General features: G+C 69.6%; 19 protein-coding genes. 3 read left to right on the forward strand and 16 right to left on the reverse strand.

Annotation, left to right across the window (positions count from 1 at the left end; all coding sequences use genetic code 11):
- Positions 1–162: 162 nt before the first annotated feature.
- Together JIN95_RS09305 and JIN95_RS09310 are read right to left on the reverse strand one after the other, a co-directional pair.
- On the reverse strand, positions 163–756 hold the full coding sequence (locus JIN95_RS09305) for an asparagine synthase-related protein (protein ID WP_200531233.1): 594 nt from the start codon (positions 754–756) through the stop codon (positions 163–165).
- Positions 757–1,107, reverse strand: a complete 351-nt coding sequence (locus tag JIN95_RS09310; protein WP_095637492.1) for a DNA-binding protein — start codon at positions 1,105–1,107, stop codon at positions 757–759.
- A gap of 138 nt (positions 1,108–1,245) precedes the next feature.
- Between JIN95_RS09310 and JIN95_RS09315 the strand changes: the two genes are divergently transcribed.
- A complete protein-coding gene (locus tag JIN95_RS09315) occupies positions 1,246–2,352 on the forward strand; it encodes a 60S ribosomal export protein NMD3 (protein WP_095637491.1) in 1,107 nt (368 codons plus the stop codon).
- A gap of 558 nt (positions 2,353–2,910) precedes the next feature.
- On the opposite strand, the gene JIN95_RS09320 is transcribed toward JIN95_RS09315, so the two are convergent.
- Both JIN95_RS09320 and JIN95_RS09325 read right to left on the reverse strand, forming a co-directional pair.
- Entirely contained in the window at positions 2,911–3,102 is a 192-nt protein-coding gene (locus tag JIN95_RS09320; protein ID WP_095637490.1) for a UPF0175 family protein, read from the reverse strand.
- Between the two features lie 425 nt (positions 3,103–3,527).
- Positions 3,528–5,453: an ATP-dependent DNA helicase gene (locus JIN95_RS09325; RefSeq protein WP_200531238.1), complete on the reverse strand. Its 1,926-nt coding sequence runs from the start codon at positions 5,451–5,453 to the stop codon at positions 3,528–3,530.
- Between the two features lie 103 nt (positions 5,454–5,556).
- On the opposite strand from JIN95_RS09325, the gene JIN95_RS09330 reads away from it, so the two are divergent.
- Both JIN95_RS09330 and JIN95_RS09335 read left to right on the forward strand, forming a co-directional pair.
- A complete protein-coding gene (locus JIN95_RS09330) occupies positions 5,557–7,626 on the forward strand; it encodes a long-chain fatty acid--CoA ligase (RefSeq protein ID WP_095637488.1) in 2,070 nt (689 codons plus the stop codon).
- 63 nt (positions 7,627–7,689) lie between these two features.
- Entirely contained in the window at positions 7,690–8,826 is a 1,137-nt protein-coding gene (locus JIN95_RS09335) for a HAMP domain-containing sensor histidine kinase (RefSeq protein WP_200531240.1), read from the forward strand.
- Positions 8,827–8,930: 104 nt separating this feature from the next.
- On the opposite strand, the gene JIN95_RS09340 is transcribed toward JIN95_RS09335, so the two are convergent.
- The 12 genes from JIN95_RS09340 to JIN95_RS09395 all read right to left on the reverse strand — a co-directional run bounded on the left by JIN95_RS09340 (position 8,931) and on the right by JIN95_RS09395 (position 21,237).
- Positions 8,931–10,265, reverse strand: coding sequence for a tRNA (N(6)-L-threonylcarbamoyladenosine(37)-C(2))-methylthiotransferase (locus JIN95_RS09340; protein ID WP_095637486.1), 1,335 nt, complete (start codon positions 10,263–10,265; stop codon positions 8,931–8,933).
- 85 nt (positions 10,266–10,350) lie between these two features.
- The gene (locus tag JIN95_RS09345; RefSeq protein ID WP_200531242.1) at positions 10,351–10,668 is read right to left on the reverse strand and encodes an ArsR family transcriptional regulator; all 318 of its coding nucleotides are present in this window, start codon (positions 10,666–10,668) and stop codon (positions 10,351–10,353) included.
- A gap of 110 nt (positions 10,669–10,778) precedes the next feature.
- Positions 10,779–13,343, reverse strand: coding sequence for a GAF domain-containing protein (locus JIN95_RS09350; protein WP_200531243.1), 2,565 nt, complete (start codon positions 13,341–13,343; stop codon positions 10,779–10,781).
- A gap of 114 nt (positions 13,344–13,457) precedes the next feature.
- The gene (sucD, locus tag JIN95_RS09355; RefSeq protein ID WP_095637483.1) at positions 13,458–14,327 is read right to left on the reverse strand and encodes a succinate--CoA ligase subunit alpha; all 870 of its coding nucleotides are present in this window, start codon (positions 14,325–14,327) and stop codon (positions 13,458–13,460) included.
- Positions 14,324–15,469 carry an ADP-forming succinate--CoA ligase subunit beta gene (gene sucC, locus JIN95_RS09360; RefSeq protein WP_095637482.1) on the reverse strand — a complete coding sequence of 382 codons (1,146 nt, stop codon included), beginning with the start codon at positions 15,467–15,469 and terminating at the stop codon, positions 14,324–14,326. Before sucC ends, sucD begins: the two co-directional genes overlap by 4 nt.
- A gap of 97 nt (positions 15,470–15,566) precedes the next feature.
- A complete protein-coding gene (locus JIN95_RS09365; protein WP_095637481.1) occupies positions 15,567–16,976 on the reverse strand; it encodes a class II fumarate hydratase in 1,410 nt (469 codons plus the stop codon).
- Between the two features lie 107 nt (positions 16,977–17,083).
- On the reverse strand, positions 17,084–17,284 hold the full coding sequence (locus tag JIN95_RS09370; RefSeq protein ID WP_200531244.1) for a hypothetical protein: 201 nt from the start codon (positions 17,282–17,284) through the stop codon (positions 17,084–17,086).
- Positions 17,285–17,329: 45 nt separating this feature from the next.
- Positions 17,330–17,743: an EamA family transporter gene (locus JIN95_RS09375; RefSeq protein ID WP_200531246.1), complete on the reverse strand. Its 414-nt coding sequence runs from the start codon at positions 17,741–17,743 to the stop codon at positions 17,330–17,332.
- 10 nt (positions 17,744–17,753) lie between these two features.
- The gene (locus tag JIN95_RS09380; protein WP_095637478.1) at positions 17,754–18,077 is read right to left on the reverse strand and encodes a BolA/IbaG family iron-sulfur metabolism protein; all 324 of its coding nucleotides are present in this window, start codon (positions 18,075–18,077) and stop codon (positions 17,754–17,756) included.
- A 111-nt stretch (positions 18,078–18,188) separates the two neighbouring features.
- Complete coding sequence (locus tag JIN95_RS09385; protein ID WP_200531247.1) at positions 18,189–19,277, reverse strand: DUF4382 domain-containing protein; 1,089 nt, start codon at positions 19,275–19,277, stop codon at positions 18,189–18,191.
- A gap of 131 nt (positions 19,278–19,408) precedes the next feature.
- Positions 19,409–20,734: a 5'-deoxyadenosine deaminase gene (locus tag JIN95_RS09390; RefSeq protein ID WP_200531249.1), complete on the reverse strand. Its 1,326-nt coding sequence runs from the start codon at positions 20,732–20,734 to the stop codon at positions 19,409–19,411.
- A gap of 89 nt (positions 20,735–20,823) precedes the next feature.
- Complete coding sequence (locus tag JIN95_RS09395) at positions 20,824–21,237, reverse strand: SHOCT domain-containing protein (RefSeq protein WP_200531251.1); 414 nt, start codon at positions 21,235–21,237, stop codon at positions 20,824–20,826.
- Positions 21,238–21,319 lie beyond the last annotated feature (82 nt).

Genomic DNA, 21,319 nt, shown 5'->3' on the forward strand with positions numbered 1-21,319 from the left:
GGTTTTAACCCCTCACCCCGAGTTCTCGAAATGGATAATTTTCGTGTGCGGACGATACTCCAGGTGAGGTTCAACGCCTAACACACCGGATGACGCTCGTCTCATCGGAATAATATCTATGAATTGAATATATCAACAGCGAGACTCGGTGGTTCGTCCCGATCAGTCGTTCCGGCCGTGCACGTACGTCTGATCGTGGTCCGGGAACACCTCGCTGACGGTCCCCTCGCCGTGTTCGTCGGCGATGAGGGTCCGGAGCTCGTCCTCGTAGTCGGCCTTGGGGACCTCCTCGCTTGGCCCCTGTTGGACGTCGAACGTCTCCTCGACGAGGCGGTCGACGGCGTGGCGGCCGAACCCGGAGAGCGGGGAGATGTAGTCGATCCCGTGGCGGTCCTCCAGGCTCTGTGCCTGCGCGCGCGACACCGTCGGCACGCGGTCGTCGCGGCGCGTGCCGTCGGCGATGGCGTCGACCTCGCGGCCCGCGATCGTCTCTAAGGCGTGTTCGTGGACGCGCTGGATCCCGTTGCGGGGGTAGCCGTCGTCGATCATCGTCCGGGTCGCCTCCTCGGCGACCTCGCGGTCGAGGTCGACGCGCTCGAAGGGGAACCCCAGCTCCGCGGCCGCGCGCTCGGCGTGTTTCCAGTCGTCGGTGAGTCCGAAGCTCCCGGTGACGCAGCGCACGTCGTAAAAGCGGTCGAGCAGGTGGGCGGCGAGCGAGGAGTCTTTCCCCCCGCTGTACAGCAGCGCGAGCTCCATCTATCGGCGGCGGATGTCGAAGCTCTGCTGGTCGGGCTGGAGTTCCTTCAGGAGGTCGCGCATCTGGTCTTCGTCGATCTGTCCCTGGATCCGGCCGCTCTGTGCGAGCGCCGCGACCTGCTGTTTCACCTTGTCGCCGAACTCCGGTTTCGACATCGCGACCGCGTTGAGCCGCTGGCGCGCGCCGTCCGTGAGGTACTGCTTGAGCACGGCCTCCTGCTGGGCCTCGGCGCGCTGTTGCGCCTCCTGTTGGGCCTCGGCGTCGCCGCCGCCCTGCTGGCGCTCGCGGAGCTCTTCCATCTTCTTCTCTCGCAGTTCCTCGAGGCGCTCGTCGTCGGGGTTCTCGCTCATACCCACCCGTTCTCGGCCCGCGCGAAAAACGATTTCGGAGGGATCCGGCCGGAAGCGTCCGCGACGGCGCCGGCTCGGCGCCGGCCAACGAGGGACGGTCCGCGCCGCTTAAACGGCTCCTTGGCGTATCCGGGAGCAATGAGCGAATCGCGGGAGTTCTGTCCCCGGTGTGGCGACGCCGTCCCGGAGCGGCGCGAGCCGCTTCCCGGCGACCCCCGAGGGCGGGACGCGCTGCTGTGTGACGACTGCTACTTCGAGGACTTCGAGCTGGTCGACGCGCCCGACCGGATCGAGGTGTTGGTCTGTTCCGGCTGCGGCGCGGTCCGCCGCGGCGAGTCGTGGCGGGACGTGGGCGCGCGCGACTACACCGATGTCGCCGTCGACGAGGTCGCGGAGGCGCTCGGCGTGCACGTCGACGCCGAGGACGTGGAGTGGGGCGTTGAGCCCGAGCAGGTCGACGAGAACAACGTCCGGATGCACTGCCGCTTCTCGGGGGTCGTCCGCGGGACGCTCCGCTCCGCGGAGGTCACCGTCCCGGTGAAGATCTCGCGGGGGACCTGCGACCGCTGCGGGCGGATCGCCGGCGGCTACTACGCCGGGGTCGTGCAGGTGCGCGCGGACGAGCGCGATCTGACGCCCGAGGAGCGCGCCGAGGCGCTCGCCATCGCCGAGACGTACGTCGCCGACCAGGAGGCCGACGGCGACCGCGAGGCGTTCATCACGGAGGTCAACGAGACCGACGACGGGCCGGACGTCAAGCTCTCCTCGAACCGGCTCGCGCAGAACGTCGCGACGCGGATCACGGAGTCGCTCGGCGGGAGCTTCGAGTCGTACCCGACCCTCGTCACCGAGGACGGCGACGGCAACGAGGTGTACCGGGTGACGTTCGCGGTCCGGCTCCCGCGGTACGCCGAGGGCGAGATAATCGATCCCGAGGACGGCGACGGTCCCGTCCTCGTCACGAGCGTCTCGGGTCGGCTCCGCGGCGTCCGGCTCGCCACGGGCGCGGAGTACACCTCGGAGTTCGAGGACGGAGCGGCCCCGGACGCGGCGCGGCTCGGCCGCCGGGACGACGCCGCGGAGACGACGGTCGTGACGGTGGAAGACGAGAACGCGATCCAGGTGCTCGACCCGGTCACCTACGAGGCGAAGACCGTCCCGAACCCCGAGTTCGTCGACGGCGACGACGACACCGTGCTCGCCTTTGAGCACGGCGGCGAGGTCCACCTCGTCCCCGAGGAGTAGGTTCGGGGCCGTCCGCCGATTTAAGAGGTCGACTCCGTTCGACCGTGGTCGGCGGTTATGATCTCTTATAAATAGCGGTGCGGTGGCGCGCGCCTCCGAGCGCCCTGATAAGGGCGCGAGTAGGGAGAGACCGAAGTTCTCTCTGACAGCCGGCGGCGACGCCGCCGGCGAGAGCGCGTGCGAGGGAGTCGCTGGCGACTACTGCCGCCAGCGACGAGGCTGGGGAGGCGTGAGGCTGCGGTCAGCAGTCGGGTGGGACTCAAAGGGGCAGCCGTGAGACGGTCAGAGACGATGCAAGCACCGCAACGAGTGAGCGGAGCGAACGAGTGAGGAGCACAGCGAGTGTCTGACCGTCTCACGGCTGGGGGTTTGCGGGTCTTCACCATAGGCACGCTGATCACTTATAAACAGCCACCAGCAACACCTAATCCGACTTATAAGCAATCAGATGACCAACGTCCAAGACTCACTCCCGCACTCGATCGAAAATAGCCCTCTCGAACCAGATATCGACGGATCCAAACGATCGAAATCCGCGGCGTCGCGCGTCGCGTCCGATCAGTCGGCGCGGGCGGTCCGCTCCTCGCCGAGCGCGGCGGCGCGCTCCGACTCGGTCACGTCGATCCCGCGGCGCTCCAACTGATCGACGAACTCCGCCTCGCTGAGCCCGGCCTGCGCGGCGGCCTGAGAGAGTGTCAGTGTTCGCGCCCCGTACAGCGTCAGCGCGGTCGCCAGCCCCTTCGTTGCCATACCTAGGGTAGTGGCGTGATGGTTTATGAAGGTTACTAATTGACTGAGGTCCCTGATACACCTTATACGATATATATTGACGGTTGATCAGTCCGTGGTAATATAATGCGTTCGAGATGGCCTCTCGATCGGTACGCGGTGTCGCCCGGTACGTACTGTCGATCGGTTCGTGACGCGGATCGGCGGGCGACGCCGACCGGCGTCGACCGAATCGACCCGCGCCCGCAGGAGTTATCACGCTCTGCGGTCGTAGCCGAGGTATGGACAGACAACAGCTGTTCGCGCTGTTCTTCGCGTTCCTCATGGTCAGCTCCATGGCCGCTTGGGGCGTCTCGCTCCTCTAAGCGCAGAACAGATCCGCTCTCACGACCGCGGTCCGGATCGGAGGCCGTCACCGCCTCCGTCCGTCCCCCTCCCGCCGACCCCTAGCCGTCGCCCCAGACGTCGGAGAGCGGGTGGTCCTCGCGGCGCTCCGCGTCCGCCTCCGAGCGCGTTCGCGTCGTTCCGCCCGCGTCCTCGCCGGTCGCTCCCGTCCTCGACCCGCCGGACGCGCCCGAGCTGCCCGCACCCGCGCCGTTCGCTCGCGATCCGCCACTCCCGAGGCCACCGCTCCCGCCCGAACCGCCGCCGAGGGTCGTCCCGCCTCGACGGGCCGCGCGCGACGGCCCGGTCGGCTCGGCGTCGATGCCGGCGAGCGCGGCGCCCGGGTCGAACTCGGGCAGCGTCGGGGTCGTCATCGCGTCGATCTGGTCGCGGAACCACGGCGGCGTGTCGGCCTCCGCGCGGTCGAACAGATCCAGCAAGGAGTCGTCGGCGAGGTACGTCGCGCCGTAGTCGTCGGGGGCGCGGACGACCCGCCCGCACGCCTGAATGACGGTCCGGAGCGCGGTCCGGTGGTACCACGCCCACTGGTCGTCCTCGAGCCGGCGCGCGACGCGGGAGTCGTTGGTGTTGCGGTACGGCGCTTTACACACCACCTGCCACCGACAGAGGTCGCCCTTCAGGTCGAGCGCCTCCTCCATCTTCACGGAGACGAACACCTCCGGGTCCGAGCTCGCCTTCCACGCCGACAGCTCCGCGTCCCGGTTCGCCCGCGTGTGCCGTCTGACCCGCGCGGCGACGCCGAACTCCCCGAGCAGCTCGGTGAGCCGGCCGGCGATGTCGTACGAGTGTGCGTGGATCAGCCCCTTCTCGTCCGGGTGTTCCGCCATCAGCCGGACGATCAGGCGGGCGATCTTCGGCACCGTCTCGTCGCGGTGCTCGTAGGTCATCGACCCCTGCGTCACGTCGTACAGGGGCCGGTGTGCGAGCGGGAACGTGTGCTCGACGTCGACGAGGGCGACGTTCGCGGGGTCGAGGCCGACGCCGCGACAGAACGCCTCCTTCGAGAGGATGGTGGCGGACAGCAGCGCGAACTTGTTCCCGCGGTCCCACACGGTGTGTCGGAGGTAACGCGCCGGGTCCAGCGGCTTGATCGCGAGCGCCGACCCCTCGCCGTCCGGCTGGTCGACGACCCACGTCGTCGGCGACTCGGGGTCGCGGTAGTCCTCTAAGAACCAACCGAGCTCGCTGATCAGCTCCTGGAGACGGTCCCGACGCGCGACCTCCTCGCGCTCGAGCTCGGGGCGGCCGACGAGCTCGTCTTTCGCCCGCTTGGCGGTGTCGCGGAGCGACGCGGCGAACCGCGCGGTGCGGTCGAGCGGGTCCTCCTCGGGGCCGGCGTCGGCCGCCACGTCGGGGACGCCGACCTCGTCCCAGACGGGGACGCGGTCCGGCGAGAGCTCGATCGTCGCGTACATCTCCGCCCACTCCGCGAGCCCGTGGGCCTCGTCGATGACGACCACGTCGCGCTTCCGGAACACCTCCGAGCCGGCGGTCCGCATGAAGTACGCGAGCGTCATCGCGGCGTAGCGGTTCCCGGAGGCGATCGCGCGGTCGGAGAAGTACGGGCACCGGTGTTTCACGGAGCAGTCGAACCCCTGCTGGCGGACGCAGGGCGCGCGGTCGACCGGGGTGTCGTGCTCGCCGGGGAGGATGCAGTCGTAGTTCGATTTCCCCCGGATGACCGCCAGGTCGTCGAGCAGGTCGTCGGCCTCCACGTCGTCGATCTGCGACACCTGCGGGGTGGTGTAGTAGGCGCCGGTCGCGTCGCTCGGGGCGGTCTCCTCGACGGTCGCCGACGCGCCCATGATCGCCCGCGCGAGGAGGGACTTGCCGCTGCCGGTCGGCGCGCGCACCAAGACCACGTCGTTGCCGGCGGCGAACGCGTCGCGGATGTCCGCGAGCGCCCGCTCCTGTGCCCCTCGGAAGCTCGGGGCCGGGAACTCGGCGGGGATCCGATCGGGGTCCACAGGGGTCTCTCGCTCCCTCTCGGGATTAAACCCTCGCGTTCCGACCCCCGAGTGAACTCGAAACTACCCGATCGTTTATACTGTTTGGGCGGGAGTTCGTGGTATGAACTGGCGAGAGGCGGAACGGGGGTTCTCGGACGACGCCGTCGCCCGGGAGACGCTCCCGCGAATGTTCGAGCGGTCCGCGGAGCGCAACGCGGACCGGCTCGCTCAGCGGTACAAGGGCGGGATCTACGACCGGTCGCTGGTCTCCAGCGGCGTGCTCCCGCCCGCTACGGCGGGCGAGTACGCCGACGTGACCTACGCCGAAATGCGCGCGATCGTCCGGCGGCTCGCGGCCGGGCTCCGCGAGCTCGGCGTCGACGGCGACACGCGCGTGGCGCTGTACGCGCAGACCCGGATGGAGTGGGCCCAGACCGACTTCGCGGCGCTGGCCGCGGGCGCGACGGTCACGACCGTGTACGCCTCCTCCTCGCCGAGTCAGGTCCGCTACCTGATCGAGGACCCGGAGGCGACCGTGGTGGTCGCGGAGAATCGCGAGCTGCTCGACGAGGTGCTCGGAGTCGCCGGCGACCTCGACCACGAGCTCGACGCGGTCGTGACGTTCGACGACGTGGACGCGGCGGACCTCGACGCGGAGCTGGGTGCGGGAGGCGACGGGAACGACACCGGCCTCTCCGTCGACGACGTGTACACGCTCGGCGCGGTCCACGCCCTCGGCGACGAGGCGTTCGACGAGGCCGCCTACGAGTCGTGGATCGACGCGGTCGAGGTCGACGACCTCGCGAGCCTCATCTACACCTCCGGAACCACGGGCAAGCCCAAGGGCGTCCGGCTCACCCACGCCAACTTCCGGGAGAACGTCAACCAGTGTTACCGCCGCTTTGCGGACCGCCCGGACCGCGACCCCGACGTGCCGGGGATCAGCGCCGACTCGACAACGCTCTCGTTCCTCCCCCTCGCGCACGTCTTCGAGCGGCTCGCCGGCCACTACATGATGTTCGCCGCGGGGGCGACCGTCGGCTACGCAGAGAGCCCCGACACCCTCCGCGAGGACTTCGGGCTCGTCCGGCCGACGACGACCACGAGCGTCCCGCGCGTCTACGAGAAGCTGTACGACGCGATCCGCGAGCAGGCGAGCGAGTCCCCCGTCAAGGAGCGCATCTTCGAGTGGGCGGTCGGCGTGGGACAGGCCCACCACGAGGCCGACGATCCGGGCGCCGTGCTCGACGCCAAGCGGGCGATCGCCGACAAGCTCGTCTTCTCGTCGGTCAGGGAGGCGATCGGCGGCAACATCGACTTCTTCATTTCCGGCGGCGGGTCGCTGTCGGCGGAGCTGTGCGCGCTGTACCACGCGATGGACCTGCCGATCCTGGAGGGATACGGACTCACCGAAACCTCGCCCGTCATCAGCGTCAACCCGCCCGAGGCGCCGACGGTCGGCACCATCGGCCCGCCGGTGGTCGACACCGAGGTCGCGATCGACGGGACCGTCGTCGGCGAGGAGGTCGCGGACCTCGCGGGCGACGCCGGCGAGCTCCTCGTGCGTGGCCCACAGGTGACCGACGGCTACTGGAACCGTCCGGACGCGACCGCGGAGGCGTTCACCGAGCCGGACCGGCTCCCGGAGGACACGGTCGTGGCCGGCGACCCGCCGGAGGAGCGCGGCGGCGATCCGGACGACCCCTGGTTCCGCACCGGCGACATCGTCCAGCTCCGGCCGGACGGGTACATCGCCTTCCGCGAGCGCGCCAAGCAGCTGCTCGTGCTCTCGACCGGCAAGAACGTCGCGCCTGGCCCGATCGAAGACCGGTTCGCGGCGAACGAGTTCGTCGAGCAGTGCGTCGTGTTAGGCGACGGCCGGAAGTTCGTCTCCGCGCTGATCGTCCCGAGCTTCGAGAAGGTGGCGGCGTGGGCGGACGCGCGCGGGATCGACCTCCCCGACGATCACCGGGACGTCTGCCGCGACGACCGGGTCCGCGAGCGGATTCAGGAGGAGGTCGACCGGGTCAACGAGGAGTTCGAGCCATACGAGCAGATTAAGCGGTTCCGACTGGTCGAAGAGGAGTTCACCGAGGAGAACGACCTGCTCACGCCGACGATGAAGAAGAAGCGGCGCAACATCTTAGACCGCTTCGCCGACGAGGTCGAGCTCATCTACGACGACCGATGAGCCGATCCGCCGCGATCGGGCCGCCAAGAAACGCATAAACGTCGTGGCGGTGTACGACGCCCAATGGTCTCCCGCCTCTCCCCTCGCGTCGGGTTCGTCGCGCTCGGCGGCCTCTGCGCCGCTCTGGGCGTGCGACACCTGGCGATCAACGGCGGGGGAGTGGGCGCGCTGCTCGAGTCCGTGCTCATCTTCGGGCTCTGCGGGATCGTCTTTTACACCGCGTACGAGCTCCCGGAGTGGGAGATATCCCCGTCCGGACAGCGGCGTGCGGTCCAAATCGGCGCGCTGACGGCGCTCTCGTTCGCCGCGCTCGCCGCCATCGTCTGGCTCATCTGGCTGCTCGAACACCACGCGTTCAAGCTCTCGTTTCTGATCACGTTCGCCACCAGCCTCGGCGCGGCGGTCGGATCGCGCGCGGGTCCCTACGTCGTGAAGGCCGACGAACAGCTCGCCGAATCACGGGAGCTCTCCACCCTGCTTTCGATCAACGATCGCGTCCTGCGGCACAACATTCGCAACGAGCTCTCGGTCGCGCTCGGGTACCTGGACGGAATCGAGGACGTGGACGACAGGGCGGAGGTCGCGGACCGGGCGCGGATCGCTCGGACTCACTTGGAGGAGCTCGTCGAGACGAGCGAACGGACCCGACGCATCGCGTCGATCTGGCGGACAGAGACGGTGCAGTCGCTCGATCTCGTCGCCGTCGTCGAAGAGGGGGTGGCTCGGCTGACCGCGGAGTCGCCCGGGGTCACGGTCCGGACGGAGCTCCCGGACAGCTGCGCCGTCCGAACACACCCGGCGCTCCCGCTCGCGTTCGAGGAAGCGCTTCGGAACGCGATCGAACACAACGACGACGACGTGACGATCACGGTGCGCGTCCGACGAGACGAGGACGGCGCGACGAGCCTCGTCATCGAAGACACCGGACGGGGAATTCCACAGATCGAACGGCAAACGCTACGGAACGTCGTGGAGACGCCGCTCGAACACACCGAGGGGCTCGGGCTGTGGCTGATATACTGGACCGTGACCCGGGCGGACGGAACGGTCGAGTTCACCGAAAACGACCCGCAGGGGACCGTCGTCCGAATCCGGCTCCCTGACCGCGCCGAATCGGGGTATTCGCTCGGCGCAGACGTGGACGCGGACGTCGACGGCGGAGGGAGCTGGAAACCGAGCGGGTCGACTCCGAACGAGTAGGGATCAGACGGGGGAGGGGGTCAAAACGGGCCGGTCGAACGGAAGCAGTCGAGCGGGGACGGTCGAACGGGCCGGTCGAGCCGGAGGAGCCGCTCCCCGAGTCGCTACGCCGAGGAGGTGGTCGAGCCGGGGGCGTCGTCGCGCTCGACGGACTCGCCGTCGACCGAACCCCGCTCCGCCGAGTCCGGCGCGACCGGGTCGCCGAACGCGTAGACGGTGTTGTGACCGGTCACTTCGACCTCCAGGAAATCGCCCACCTCCACGCCGCGCTCGGTGGCCTTTTGAACGATGATCTGTCGGTAGGCGGAGTCGCGGCACTTCACGGAGTCGCCGGTGCCCTCCTCGACGACGAGGGCCTCGAAGGTCTCGCCGACCATCGACTCGTACGCCTCGCCGACGACCTCCATCTTCAGCTCGGACATCGCCTTCGAGCGCTCCTTCTTGACGGTGCCGCCGAGCCCCTTCATCTCGGCGGCGTCGGTGCCGGGCCGCTTCGAGAAGCGGGTGACGTTGATCTTCTCCGGGCGGACCTCGGCGAGCAGGTCCATCGAGCGCTCGTGGTCGGCGTCGCTCTCGGTGGGGAAGCCGACGATGAAGTCGGTCGAGAGCGTCCAGTGGTCGAGCCGGTCGTCGAACGTCTCGACGACCTCGCGGAACTTCCCGACGCGGTGCTGGCGGCGCATGTCCTCGAGCACCGCGTCCGAGCCGGACTGGACCGGCGCGTGGACGAAGTCGTACAGCTCCTCGTTCCTCGCGAACACGTCGGCCAGCTCCTCGTGGATCCCGTGGATCCCGCCGGGGTTGGCCATCCCGAGCCGGACGCGGAACTCGCCGTCGATGTCGCAGATCCGGTCGAGCAGCTCCGGGAGCTTCCGGTCGCCCTCGTCCCAGCCGTAGACGCCGGTGTCCTGGCCGGTCACCCGGATCTCCTTCGCGCCGGCGTGGACCAGCGCGCGGGCCTTCTCGACGTTCTCCTCGACCGAGGGGGAGTCGACCCGCCCGGTCGCGAACTTGGTGATGCAGTACGAGCAGTTGCTCATGCAGCCGCGCGCGATGGGGAGGATGCCGACGACGCCGTCGAGGACGGGCTCGGCGTCGGGGGTGACCGTCGGGCACTCGCCGTTGAGCACGTACGCGGGCACCTCGTCCCAGTGGAGGATCTCGGCGTCGACGTCGGCCTCCTCGAACGCCTCGCCCTGCGCGAGCGCCATGCAGCCGGTGACGACGAGCTCCGCGGTGATCTCCGCTAACTCCTCCGCGCGCCGGAGCATGTTCCGCTCCGTCTTCTCGACGACCGTGCAGGTGTTGAGGATGGCGACATCCGCGTCTTCGGGACCGTCGGCCGGGCGGTGGCCGCCGTCGCGCAGCGCCCGCTCTATCTCCCGGCTCTCGCCCCGGTTGGAACTACAGCCGTACGTTTCGATGTGATACGTCGCCATCGAGTGTGCTCACTACCGGTCGCGCGGGCAAAAACGCGACGGATCGGGGAGGAAGCGGACCGGGAGAGCGGCGCGTCGGTCGGCGTCAGTCCTCGGCGACCGCGGTCGCCGTCGGCGCCTCCGCGTCGGGCTCGGAGGCGGTCTCGGGCTCGGACCCGGTCGGCCGCTCCGACTCGGGGACGGCCGCATAGACGGACCGGCGGGCGTCCTTGGGGCAGAGGCCCTCCTCGACGAGCCCGACCTCGGTGAGCTTCTCGACCGCGAACCGGACGGTTCGGGTCGAGAGGCGGGTCTCCTCGGCGAGCCCGGTCTGGTCGAACCGGCCCTCCTCGTCGAGGACGTAATAGACCAGTTTGGCGCTCGGCGGGAGCGGCTCGAGCAGCTCGCGGGTTCCTTCGTCCATACCCGGTACACACGGTCGAGTCGGGCATAACCGTGGCCCGGGTGTGCGCCCGCCCCGCACGTCCACGACCGTTTTATATAGGGTGTCGGTGCCGGCGCGTCCGACCCCGGTCAGTCGCCCGTCCGGAACTCGAACCGCGCGCCGTCCCCGTCGACGACCTCGAACTCCCATCCGTGAGCGGCCGCGATCTCGCGGACGATCGCGAGCCCAAAGCCGGTTCCGCGCGGATCGCTCGAGGTCCCGTACTCGGTCGCCTCCTCGGGGTCGATGTCGAAGCCGGCGCCGTCGTCGGCGACGTAGAAGCCGTCGGGGAGCGCGCCGACGCTGACCGTGACGCCGCCGGCGTCGGGTGCTGGATTGCTACCGTGCTCCACGCTATTTGTAAACAAGTTCTCGAGCAGGGTGCGCAGCCGCTCCGGATCGGCCTCGACGGTGAGCGAGCTCCCGGGCGGGTCCAGCGTCGCGTCCGCGGTGTCGACGGTCCGCCACGCCCGCGCGGCCGCGTCGGCGAGCGAGACGGTCTCCAGTTCGTCGACGGTCCGGCCCTGGCGCGCCAGCGCGAGCAGGTCGTCGATGAGCTCCTCCATCCGGTCGTGGGCGTCCCCGATCCGGTCGAGCTCGTCGAGGGCCTCGCCGTCGTCGACGGCCGACCGCGCCATTCCGAGCCGGCCGGCCGCGACGTTGAGCGGGTTCCGGAGGTCGTGGGAGACGAGCCCGGCGAACTTCTCCAACCGATCTATCTCCCGCTGGAGCTCGGCGTCGCGCTCGCGCAGCTGGGCCGTGCGCTGAGCGTGGTTGAGCGCGACCGTGACGTTCGCGCCGAGCACCCGCGCCAGCTGTACCGCGGTGTCGTCGAAGAAGCCCGGCTCGCGGGAGCCGAGCGGCATCACGCCGTGGTCACCGAGCGGGACGACGAGCAGGCTCCGATGCTCGCCGTAGCCGATGGCGGTGTCGACCGCGTCGAGGTCGTCGACGACGATCGGCTCGCCGGTCTCGAACGCCTCCCAGAGCCGCCCGTCGCCGGGGCCGAAGGCCGGCCGCTCCCCGAGCGCCTCTGTCGCCTCCTCGCTTATCGCGGTCGGCAGCAGCGCATCGGTTTCGGGGTCGTACAGCCGGACGCCGCTGCTCGGGAACTCCAGGATGTCGATCGCCGCTCGCGTGGCGAGCGCCGCGACCTCCTCGCGGTCCCCGCCGCGGAACATCTCGCGGGTCGTCTCGTGGAGCCGCCGGAGGGTGCGTTCGACCCGCTTCTGGTCGTCGATGTCGGCGTAGACGTTGTAAACGATCGTCTCCTCCGACCGGTCGACCGGGATCACGTTCAGAATGAAGTCGCGGAGCCCGTCGGTGGTCTGCCGCCGCACCTCCCGCCGGACCGGTTCGCCGTCTTCGAGAACGCCGCTCGCGTCGATTGGATCGCTGCCTTCGGGGATGATCGCGTCGTGGATCTCCTCGTAGCCGTGGTCCGCCTCGGAGAGGCCGAACGTCTCCTCGAACGCCTCGTTCGTGGCGTCGATCCGCCGATCGGCCCCCTCGGCGGGCGCGGTCCTGATGACGGGGAGCGGCAGGTCTCGGAAAAACGCGGAGAGCTTGTCGCGTTCGGCCCTGAGCGCGTTCTCCGTCTCGAGCTGTTCGAGCGCGTCCGCGGCGTGGGCGGCCAGCAGCTCGGCGAACTCCACGTCGCCCTCGTCGAACGCGGCGTACCCGTCCGAGACCGCCTGGAACACGCCGTACGACCCGATCGGGACGCTGATCGCCGAGCGGATGTTGTCCGCGACCGGGTCGGCCAGCTCCGCTCCGTCCGCTGAGGCGTCCGCGTCGCCGTCGTCCCCGCCGTCGGACCCTTCTCTCCGACCGCCCTCCTCGGAGGGGGACGCTCCGCTCGGAGTCTCCGGATCTTCGAGGTCGTCCGGGTCCGCCGGGTCGACGCTGAGGTTGTCGACGACGATCGTCCGCTCCTCGGCGGCCGTGGTCCCGACGACGCCCTCCCCGAGATCGAACGTCCTGACCTCGTCCTCGCCGACGTTCGCCGAGCGCGCCGTGGGGACGAGCCGGTCGTCGAGGCGCCGCGCGGTGACGCAGCGGTCGAACTCCAAGATCCCCTCGGCGGCGCCGACGACGCGCTCGAACACCTCGTCGGCGCTCTCGGCCGCCGCCACCTCGGTCGCGAACTCGTGGATCGCGGTGACCTTCGCGTTCACCTCCCGGAGGTCGCGTTCGGCCCGGCGGCGGTCGAGGGCGTTCTCGACGCTGTTCGCGAGTATCTCGTACCGGTCGCGGCCGACGCCCTTCTGGAGGTAGTCCGTGACGCCCGCCGAGATCGCCTCGCTCGCGATCTCCTCGCTCCCCCGCCCGGTGAACAGCACGAACGGGAGCCCGGGATCGATCGCTCGGACCGCCTCGAGGAGTTCGAGCCCGTCGGTGCCGGGCATGTTGTAGTCGCTGACCACGCAGTCCACCCGCTCCTCGCGGACGACGTCGAGGGCGTCCGCCGGCGCGGTCCGCGTCACCGTCTCGACCCGATCGACGAGGCGCTCGACGTGCGTTGCGGCGAGGTCGGCCGCGCCCGGCTCGTCGTCGACGAGGAGCACCCGGCGCGGCCCGCCCCCGGCCGGCTCCGATCCCCGGAAGGCGTCGGCTCCCGGACCGCCCCGGCCGTCCGTGGGATCGGTATCCATAGTCACACCTCTCCCCACGGGTAATTTTACCTTTCGCTCCGGTATCCGAAACTGAGAACGGCGGCGAAACGGCCGGTTCGGGGCGGTTCTCCGTTACGGCTCCCCGAAACCGACTTACAGGAAGTCCTCGACGTGGTCGGCGACCTCCTCCGGGGTGTCGCCGACGGGGACGCCCGCGTCGTTGAGCGCGTCGATCTTCGACTGGGCGGTGCCCGTGCCGGAGCCCGAGACGATGGCGCCCGCGTGGCCCATGCGCTTGCCCGGCGGCGCCGTGCGTCCGGCGATGAAGCCGGCGACCGGCGTGTCCATGTGCTCGCCGATGAAGCGGGCGGCCTGCTCCTCGTCCTCGCCGCCGATCTCGCCGCACATCACGACCGCGTCGGTGGCGGGGTCGGCCTCGAACGCCTCCAGCGCGTCGATGAAGGAGGTGCCGATGATCGGATCGCCGCCGATGCCGATGGCGGTCGACTGGCCGAGGCCGCGCTCGGTGAGGTTGTCGACGACCTGGTAGGTGAGGGTGCCGGACCGCGAGACGAGCCCGACGCGGCCCTCGGAGAAGATGTTGCCGGGGAGGATGCCGAGCTTCGCCTCACCGGGCGTGATGATGCCCGGACAGTTCGGGCCGATGAGGCGGGTGTCAGTCTCGCTCAGGCGCTTGTTCACCTTCGCCATGTCCTGGGTCGGGATCCCCTCGGTGATGGCGACGGCGAGGTCGAGGTCGGTGTCGAGCGACTCGAAGATCGCGTCGGCGGCGAACGCCGGCGGCACGAAGATGACGGAGGCGTCCGCGTCCTCCTCCTCGACGGCCTCGTCGACGGTGTCGTAGACGGGGACGCCGTCGACCTCCTGGCCGCCCTTGCCGGGCACCGCGCCGGCGACGACGTTGGTGCCGTACTCGATCATCTGGCCGGCGTGGAACTTCCCTTCCCCGCCGGTGATCCCCTGCACTACCACCCGGGTGTCGTCGTCGACGAAAATGCTCATTGGGTCACCTCCTCTGCGTTCTGCACCGCGCGCTGGACCGCGTCCTCCAGCGTCTTCTCGACTTCGACGAGGTCCGTGTTCAGGATCTCCATCCCCTCCTCGGCGTTCGTGCCGGCGAGCCGGACGACCACCTTCTTCGGGATCTCGTCGAACTGCTCTAAGGCCTCGTTGATCCCCTTGGCGACCTCGTCGCCGCGGGTGATCCCGCCGAAGATGTTGAACACGACGGCGTCGACGTTGTCGTCGGAGAACACCATGTCGAGCGCCTGCGTGACGCGCTCTGCCTTCGCGCCGCCGCCGATGTCGAGGAAGTTGGCGGGCTTGCCGCCGTAGTAGTCGACCAGATCCAGCGTCGTCATCACGAGCCCGGCGCCGTTGCCGATGATGCCGACGTTGCCCGACAGGCGGACGTAGTCGAAGCCGTACTCGCCGGCCTTGCGTTCGAGGTCGTCCTCGTAGGACTCCTCGGCCAGCTCCTCGAGGTCGGGGTGGCGGAACAGCGCGTCCTCGTCGATGTTCATCACGGCGTCCGCGGCGATCACGTCGCGGTCGCCCGTGATCATGACGGGGTTGACCTCGATCTCGGAGGCGTCGTTCTCCTCGTAGAGGTCGTACAGCGTCGAGAGGATCGAGGCCACGTCGAGCGCCACGTCGGCGTCGACGCCGGCCTCGTAGACGACTTTGCGGGCCTGATACGGGTGGAGCCCGAAGGAGGGGTCGACGTGTTCGCGGGCGATCGCGTCGGGGTTCTCCTCGGCGACCTCCTCGATGTTCACGCCGCCCTCGGTCGAGACCATCAGGACCGGCTTGCCCTCGCCGCGGTCCATCGTGACGCCGACGTACAGCTCGTCGACGAAGTCGACGCCCGCCTCGACGAGCACGGAGTCGACCGTGTACCCCTTCAGGTCCATGCCGAGGATCTCCTCGGCGTACTGCTCGGCCTCCTCGCGGTCGGTCGCGATCTTGATGCCGCCGGCCTTCCCGCGGCCGCCCACGTGGACCTGCGCTTTGATCGCGGCCGGGTAGCCGATCTCGTCGACCGCGTCGAGCGCCTCGTCGACGCTCGTCGCGAGCCGGGAGTCCGGTACGGGGATCCCGGCGTCGGCGAAGATAGTCTTCGCTTGATGTTCGTGTAGTTTCATCCGTTTGGAACCCGGACCGACTGCGGCTTAAATGGTGCCGATCCGGCGCGAATCGCGCTCCAGAAGTCGGTGTTCGACTCGGGGGAGTCCGCGGCGCTCAGTCCTCGTCGCCGAGGATGACGCGGTGAGTCATCGCCTCGGGGTCGAGCACGTCGTCGGCCTCTTCCGCGGTGAGGTACCCCTCGTCGACGGCGACCTGCTTGACGCTTTTCCCCTCCTTCAGGGCCTTCTTGGCGACCGTCGAGGCCTTGTCGTAGCCGATCGCGGGGTTCAGCGCGGTCGCCAGCGCCATCGACTGCTCGACGCGCGTCTCGCAGTGCTCCTCGTTGGCCTCCAGCTTCGCGACGAAGCGCTCGCCGAAGGTGGCGGCGACGTTCGAGAGGATCTCGGCCGACTCGAGGAAGTTGTGCGCGAGCACGGGCTTGTAGAGGTTCAGGTCGATCTCGCCGCGGGCCGCCCCCGCCGAGATCGCGGCGTCGTTGCCGACGACCTGCTTGTGGACCTGGTTGACCGACTCGGCGACGACCGGGTTGATCTTCCCGGGCATGATCGAGGAGCCGGGCTGGTTCTCCGGCTGCTCGACCTCCCCGAGCCCGTTGCGGGGGCCGGAGGCGAGCAGGCGGAGGTCGTTGGCCATCTTGTTGAGGCTGCCCGCGATCGTGCGGAGCGCGCCGTGCGCCTCGCTCATCGCGTCGTGGGCGGCCTGCGCCTCGAAGTGGTTGTCGGCCTCGCGGAACTCGGTGCCCGTCTCGTCGGAGATGTACTCCGCCGCCAGCTCCGGGAAGTCGGGGTGGGTGTTGAGCCCGGTGCCGACCGCGGTGCCGCCCAGCGCGAGCTCGCGGAGGTTCGACTGGGCGCGCTCGGCGCGCTCGATCCCTTTCGCGACCTGCGTCCGGTAGCCGCCGAACTCCTGTCCGAGCCGGATCGGGGTGGCGTCCTGGAGGTGCGTCCGGCCGGTCTTGACGACGCCGTCGAACTCGGCCTCCTTCGCCTCAAGCTCCGCGTGGAGGGTCTCGAGGGCGGGCACCAGGTCCTTCTCGACGGCCTCCAGGGAGGCGACGTGCATCGCGGTGGGGATCACGTCGTTCGAGGACTGGCCGTAGTTGACGTGGTCGTTGGGGTGGACGACCCGGTCGCCGATCTCCGCGCCCGCGATCTCGGCGGCGCGGTTGGCGATGACCTCGTTGGCGTTCATGTTCGAGGAGGTGCCCGAGCCGGTCTGGAACACGTCGACCGGGAACTGGTCGTCGTGCTCGCCCGCGATCACCTCGTCGGCGGCGGCGACGATCGCCTCCGCCGTGTCGTCGTCGACGAGGCCCAGGTCGCGGTTGGCCTGCGCGGCGGCCTTCTTGACGACCCCGAGCGCGCGGATGAACCGCCGGCTCATTCCGATCCCCGAGATCGGGAAGTTCTCGACGGCGCGCTGGGTCTGTGCGCCCCAGTAGGCGTCCGCCGGCACCTGCATCTCTCCGAGGCTGTCCTCCTCCGTGCGGTAGTCCTCACCCATGCGTGCGCGTTCCCGGGAGACCGGGTAAAAGCTACTGGAAGCGGCCGCGGTTCCCGCGCTGCGGGAAGCCGATCCCGCTCGGACGCGCGCTCGGCGTCGTCGCCGGCTCACTCCCGGTCCGTCGCCCACCCCGCGAGCGCGACGAACCCGAGCGTCATGCCGAAAAACAACAACAGCACCCAGCCGAATCCCGGCGCGACCGCCTCTCCGCGGAAGAACTGCACGCCGAGGAACGCCGCGACGACGATCGCGACGATCAGCCACGAGGCGTCCCGCAAGCGCTGTAACAGGGACGGAGGGAGTCGCATACCGCGGCGTTCGGTGGCCGGACACCTAAAAGTCGACGCCCTCGCTCAGTACGCGATCAGCACGACGGCGACGACCGCGGCGCCGATGCCGGCGATGTCGCTGAGCGCGAGCGACTCGCCGAGCACCGCGACGCCGAGCACCGCGGCGACGACGAAGTACAGCGCCGTGATCGTGGTTGCGGCCCCGGACGCGCCGGCCTGGAGCGCGGCGTAGTACGACACCGCGCCGATCCCGGAGGCGACGCCGGCGAGCGCCGCGATCCCGATCGCGGTCGGGTCGTTCCCGAGGACGGTCGTCCCGCGGTGGAGAACGTACAGCCCGGCGACGCCGATCCCGACCGTGTAGGAGACGATCATCGCCGCCTCGGGGGCCATCGAGCGCGTCGCGACGTCGGCGAACATCGCCCAGAACCCCCACGCGACCGCGCCGAGCAGCGCGAGCCCGACGACGTGGTTCATCGGTCCGGCCTCACTCCCCTTCGACCGGGAACAGCCCCGCCTCGCGGAGGTCGTCGTCGAGGGCGCCGTCGCCGTGCTCCGCGTACGCCTCGGGCGTGTACGTCTTGATCTCCAGGGCGTGGACCGACCGCGTCATGTGGTCGCCGACGGCGTCGTACACGCGCTGGTGCTGGTCGACGAGCGACTCCCCGTCGAAGGCGGGCGAGACGACCCACGCCGCGAAGTGGGCGTCCTCGTCCTCGTCGTCGTGGACGCGCGGGGTCGTCACGCGGGCGACGGCGTTCGGGATTCCGTCCTCGATGAGATCGGCGATTTCCGACGGGTCGATGGTCATACGCCCTGTCGGGTCCGCCTCGGCAAAAAGCGACCGCATGATCGGCGCGGGGCGCCGCGTTCGGTTCGGCTGCGATTTCGGTACCGGTGCCAGCGTCAGTGCCGACCCGGATCAGCTCTCCGTCTCGTTCGTCGCCGTCCCGTTTTCGGCGTCGCTCGATCCGTCGTCGGTCTCGTTTCCGCCGCTCTCGCCGCCTTCGTCTTCGTCGCTGCCGTCGTCCGCACCGTCTTCCCCGTCGTCGTCTTCGTCCTCATCGTCATCGCCTTCGTCCTCATCCTCGTCCTCGTCGTCGGTCTCGTCCCCGATCTCGTTCACTTCGACATCGCGACCGGCGACCCCGCTCCCCGAGATCACGGGTTGGAGGATGTAGCCGTTGTTCGGGCCCCGCTTGACGACGTTGATGTCGAAGACGAAGCTGACCGGCTCGTCGGGTGTGACCTCGAACCCGTTCGTGATCTGGAGCTTCTCGCTCGGGAGCTTCACGTCGACCTCCTCGCCGTCGACGAGCCCCTCGACCGCGGTGACGGAGAGCTCGATCTTCTCGTAGCTTCCCGCCGGGATCTCACCGTCGAACACGGCGATGGCGTCCTCTTCGATCACCTGCGTCAGGTCGACGGTCGCGCCGTCGAGGGCGACGACGGTGAAGCCGCGGTCGTCTTCGGATTCGTCGTCTTCGTCGTCATCCTCGTCTTCTTCATCTGCGTCTGCTTCCTCGTCGCCCCCGTCGTCCGGGTCCTCGTCCGCGTCGTCGTCCTCGTCCGCGGTTCCGTTCGGCGAGTCGTCCTCCTCGGTCTCGTTGCCGGCCTGTTCGCCCTCGTCCTCGTCTGCGTCGTTCTCCTCCTCGTCGTCCTCGTCATCTCCCTCGCTCGCCTCGAAGATCCGCGCCTCGTCGAGAGTGACGTTCAGCTGGTCGAAGTCGTCGATGTCGGCCGGCGCGTCGCTGATGAGGAGTCGGAAGTTGCCGGTGAGCGTCTCGGAGCCGTCGGAGTCGTCCGAGCCGTCGCTCCCGTCCGAGCCGTCGGACGGCGAGAGTCCTCCGTCGCCGGCACAGCCCGCGAGCAGCGTCGCGCTTGCGCCCGCGCCGAGCGCGACGAACTCGCGTCGCCGGAAGGCGTCGGTGGGCCCGTCCGGAGACTGGTCGTCCGGTGACTGGTCGTCCTGAGAGCGGTCGTCGCCTGTCGTCCGCGATCGGTCCGTCATGGTGACTCGTCGAACGTCCCCCGAACGGGTATAAACGGGAGATTCTCGTCCCGAATTTGTTCGGATCAAACCGGTTTTTCGGGTGACGGCGGGGATCCGCCGTGCCCGTCCGCGACCGCTCCGCCGACCGGCTACAGTTCGGCCGTTTCGATGCCCGCCTCGTCGACCACGCGCTTCGCGTGGCGCGTGGCGCGCTCGCGGACCGCGTCGGCGTCGATCCCGACGTGCTCGCCGTCGTCGTACCGGACCTCGCCGTCGACCATGGTGAAGGTCACGTCGTCGCCGTGGGCGGCGTACACCAGGTGCGAGAGGGGGTCGTGGAGGGGGGTGGCGCGGGTGCGGTCGGTCGTGAGCCCGATCACGTCCGCGCGCTGGCCTTCCCGGAGCGTGCCGAGGCGGTCGAAGCCGGCCGCACGCGCGCCGTTCGTCGTCGCCATCTCCAGCACCGTCGGCGCCGGGAGCCGGGTCGGGTCGCGGGCGTCGACCTTCCCGAGCAGGCTCGCCTGCCGCATCTCGGTGAAGGGGTCGAGCGTGTTGTTGCAGGGCGGTCCGTCGTTGCCGAGCGCGACCGTGATCCCGCGGTCGAGGTAGTCCTGCACGGGGGCGATCCCCGAGGCGAGCTTCATGTTCGAGGAGGGGCAGTGCGTGACGACCGTGTCGGTGTCGGCGAGCACCTCGCGCTCGGCCTCGTCGGTGTGGACGCAGTGCGCGAGGGTCACGTCCGGTCCCGTGAGCCCGACCTCGTCGAGCCAGAGGACGTTCCGCATCCCGGTATCCTTCTCGACGGCGGCGATCTCGTCCTCGTTCTCGCTCGCGTGGGTGTGGATCGTCACGCCGTCGTAGCTGTCCGCGAGGTCGCGGCAGCCGCGCAGGCACGCCTCGGTACAGGAGACGGCGAACCGCGGCGTGACCGCGTAGCGCACCCGGCCGCCGGCGGCGCCGTGGTGCTCGCGGATGAGGGACTCGCTCTCCGCGAGCGCGGCGTCGGTGTCCTCGATCAGCCCCTCGGGAGACTCCTTGTCCATCAGCACCTTCCCGAGTCGCGCGCGGATCCCCGTCTCGACCGCCGCCTCGAACGCCTCTCCGGCGTGGTTGACGGAGAGGTGGTCGACGACGGTGGTCGTCCCCGACTCGAGGCATTCGAGGTAGCCGAGCTCGGCGGCGGCGCGGGTCGCGTCGGCGTCCATCGCCGCCTCCATCGGGAGGACGGCGTCGAACAGCCAGTCGAGGAGGGCGGCGTCGTCGGCGATCCCCCGACCGAGCGACTGCACCGAGTGCACGTGGCCGCCGACGAGCCCGGGAGCGACGATGTCGAGCTCGCGGCGCTCGCGGTCGGGGTACTCCTCGCGGAGGCTCTCGGCGTCGCCGACCGCGGCGATCGTCTCTCCCTCGACGACGACGGCGCCGTCGGGGATCACGGTCTCGGGGTCGGCGATGACGGTTCCGGCGATCAGCATGTCCGTCCGTTCCTGTCGGTCGGCTCTTAAGAGGATGTCCGTTCGGGTCGGACCGGCGGAACCCCCGAGTCTCGGCCGGGCCGCACTGGCTACTCGAACTCCAGGTCGCGCTCTCGGTCGCGCTCCCGTCCGCCGTCGGCGCGGTCGGACCCGCCGTCGGCGCGGTCGTTCAGCTCCTCGGTCTCCAGGAGCCGATCGAGCTTCCGCTCGAACTCCTCCTCGCCGATCTCGCCGGACGCGTACCGCTCGCGGAGCGTCGCCAGCGGGTCCTCGGTCGTCGCCGCCGCGGACTCCCCGTCCGCCGTCTCCGACTCGACGAGGGGGAAGTCCTCGCCGAGCAGGGCTACCGTCGGGACGAGCACGAGGAAGCCGAAGATGAACGTGGCCGGGATCAGCGGTTCGAGGACCCCCGGCAGGAGGACGGCGAAAAGCGCCGTGAGCCCGAACGAGAGGACCGCGATGAGTCCGATCAGCCGCTTCTTCTCGAACGTCGGGAGGGCCATATGCTGTCGTTTCGACGAATCAACAAAAAACGTACCGGCGAGCGGGGCGTCGAACCGACCGCGCCGCCCGCGACCGACGGGT

This window comes from Halorubrum sp. LN27, assembly GCF_016635065.1.
Taxonomy (GTDB): Archaea; Halobacteriota; Halobacteria; order Halobacteriales; family Haloferacaceae; genus Halorubrum; species Halorubrum salipaludis.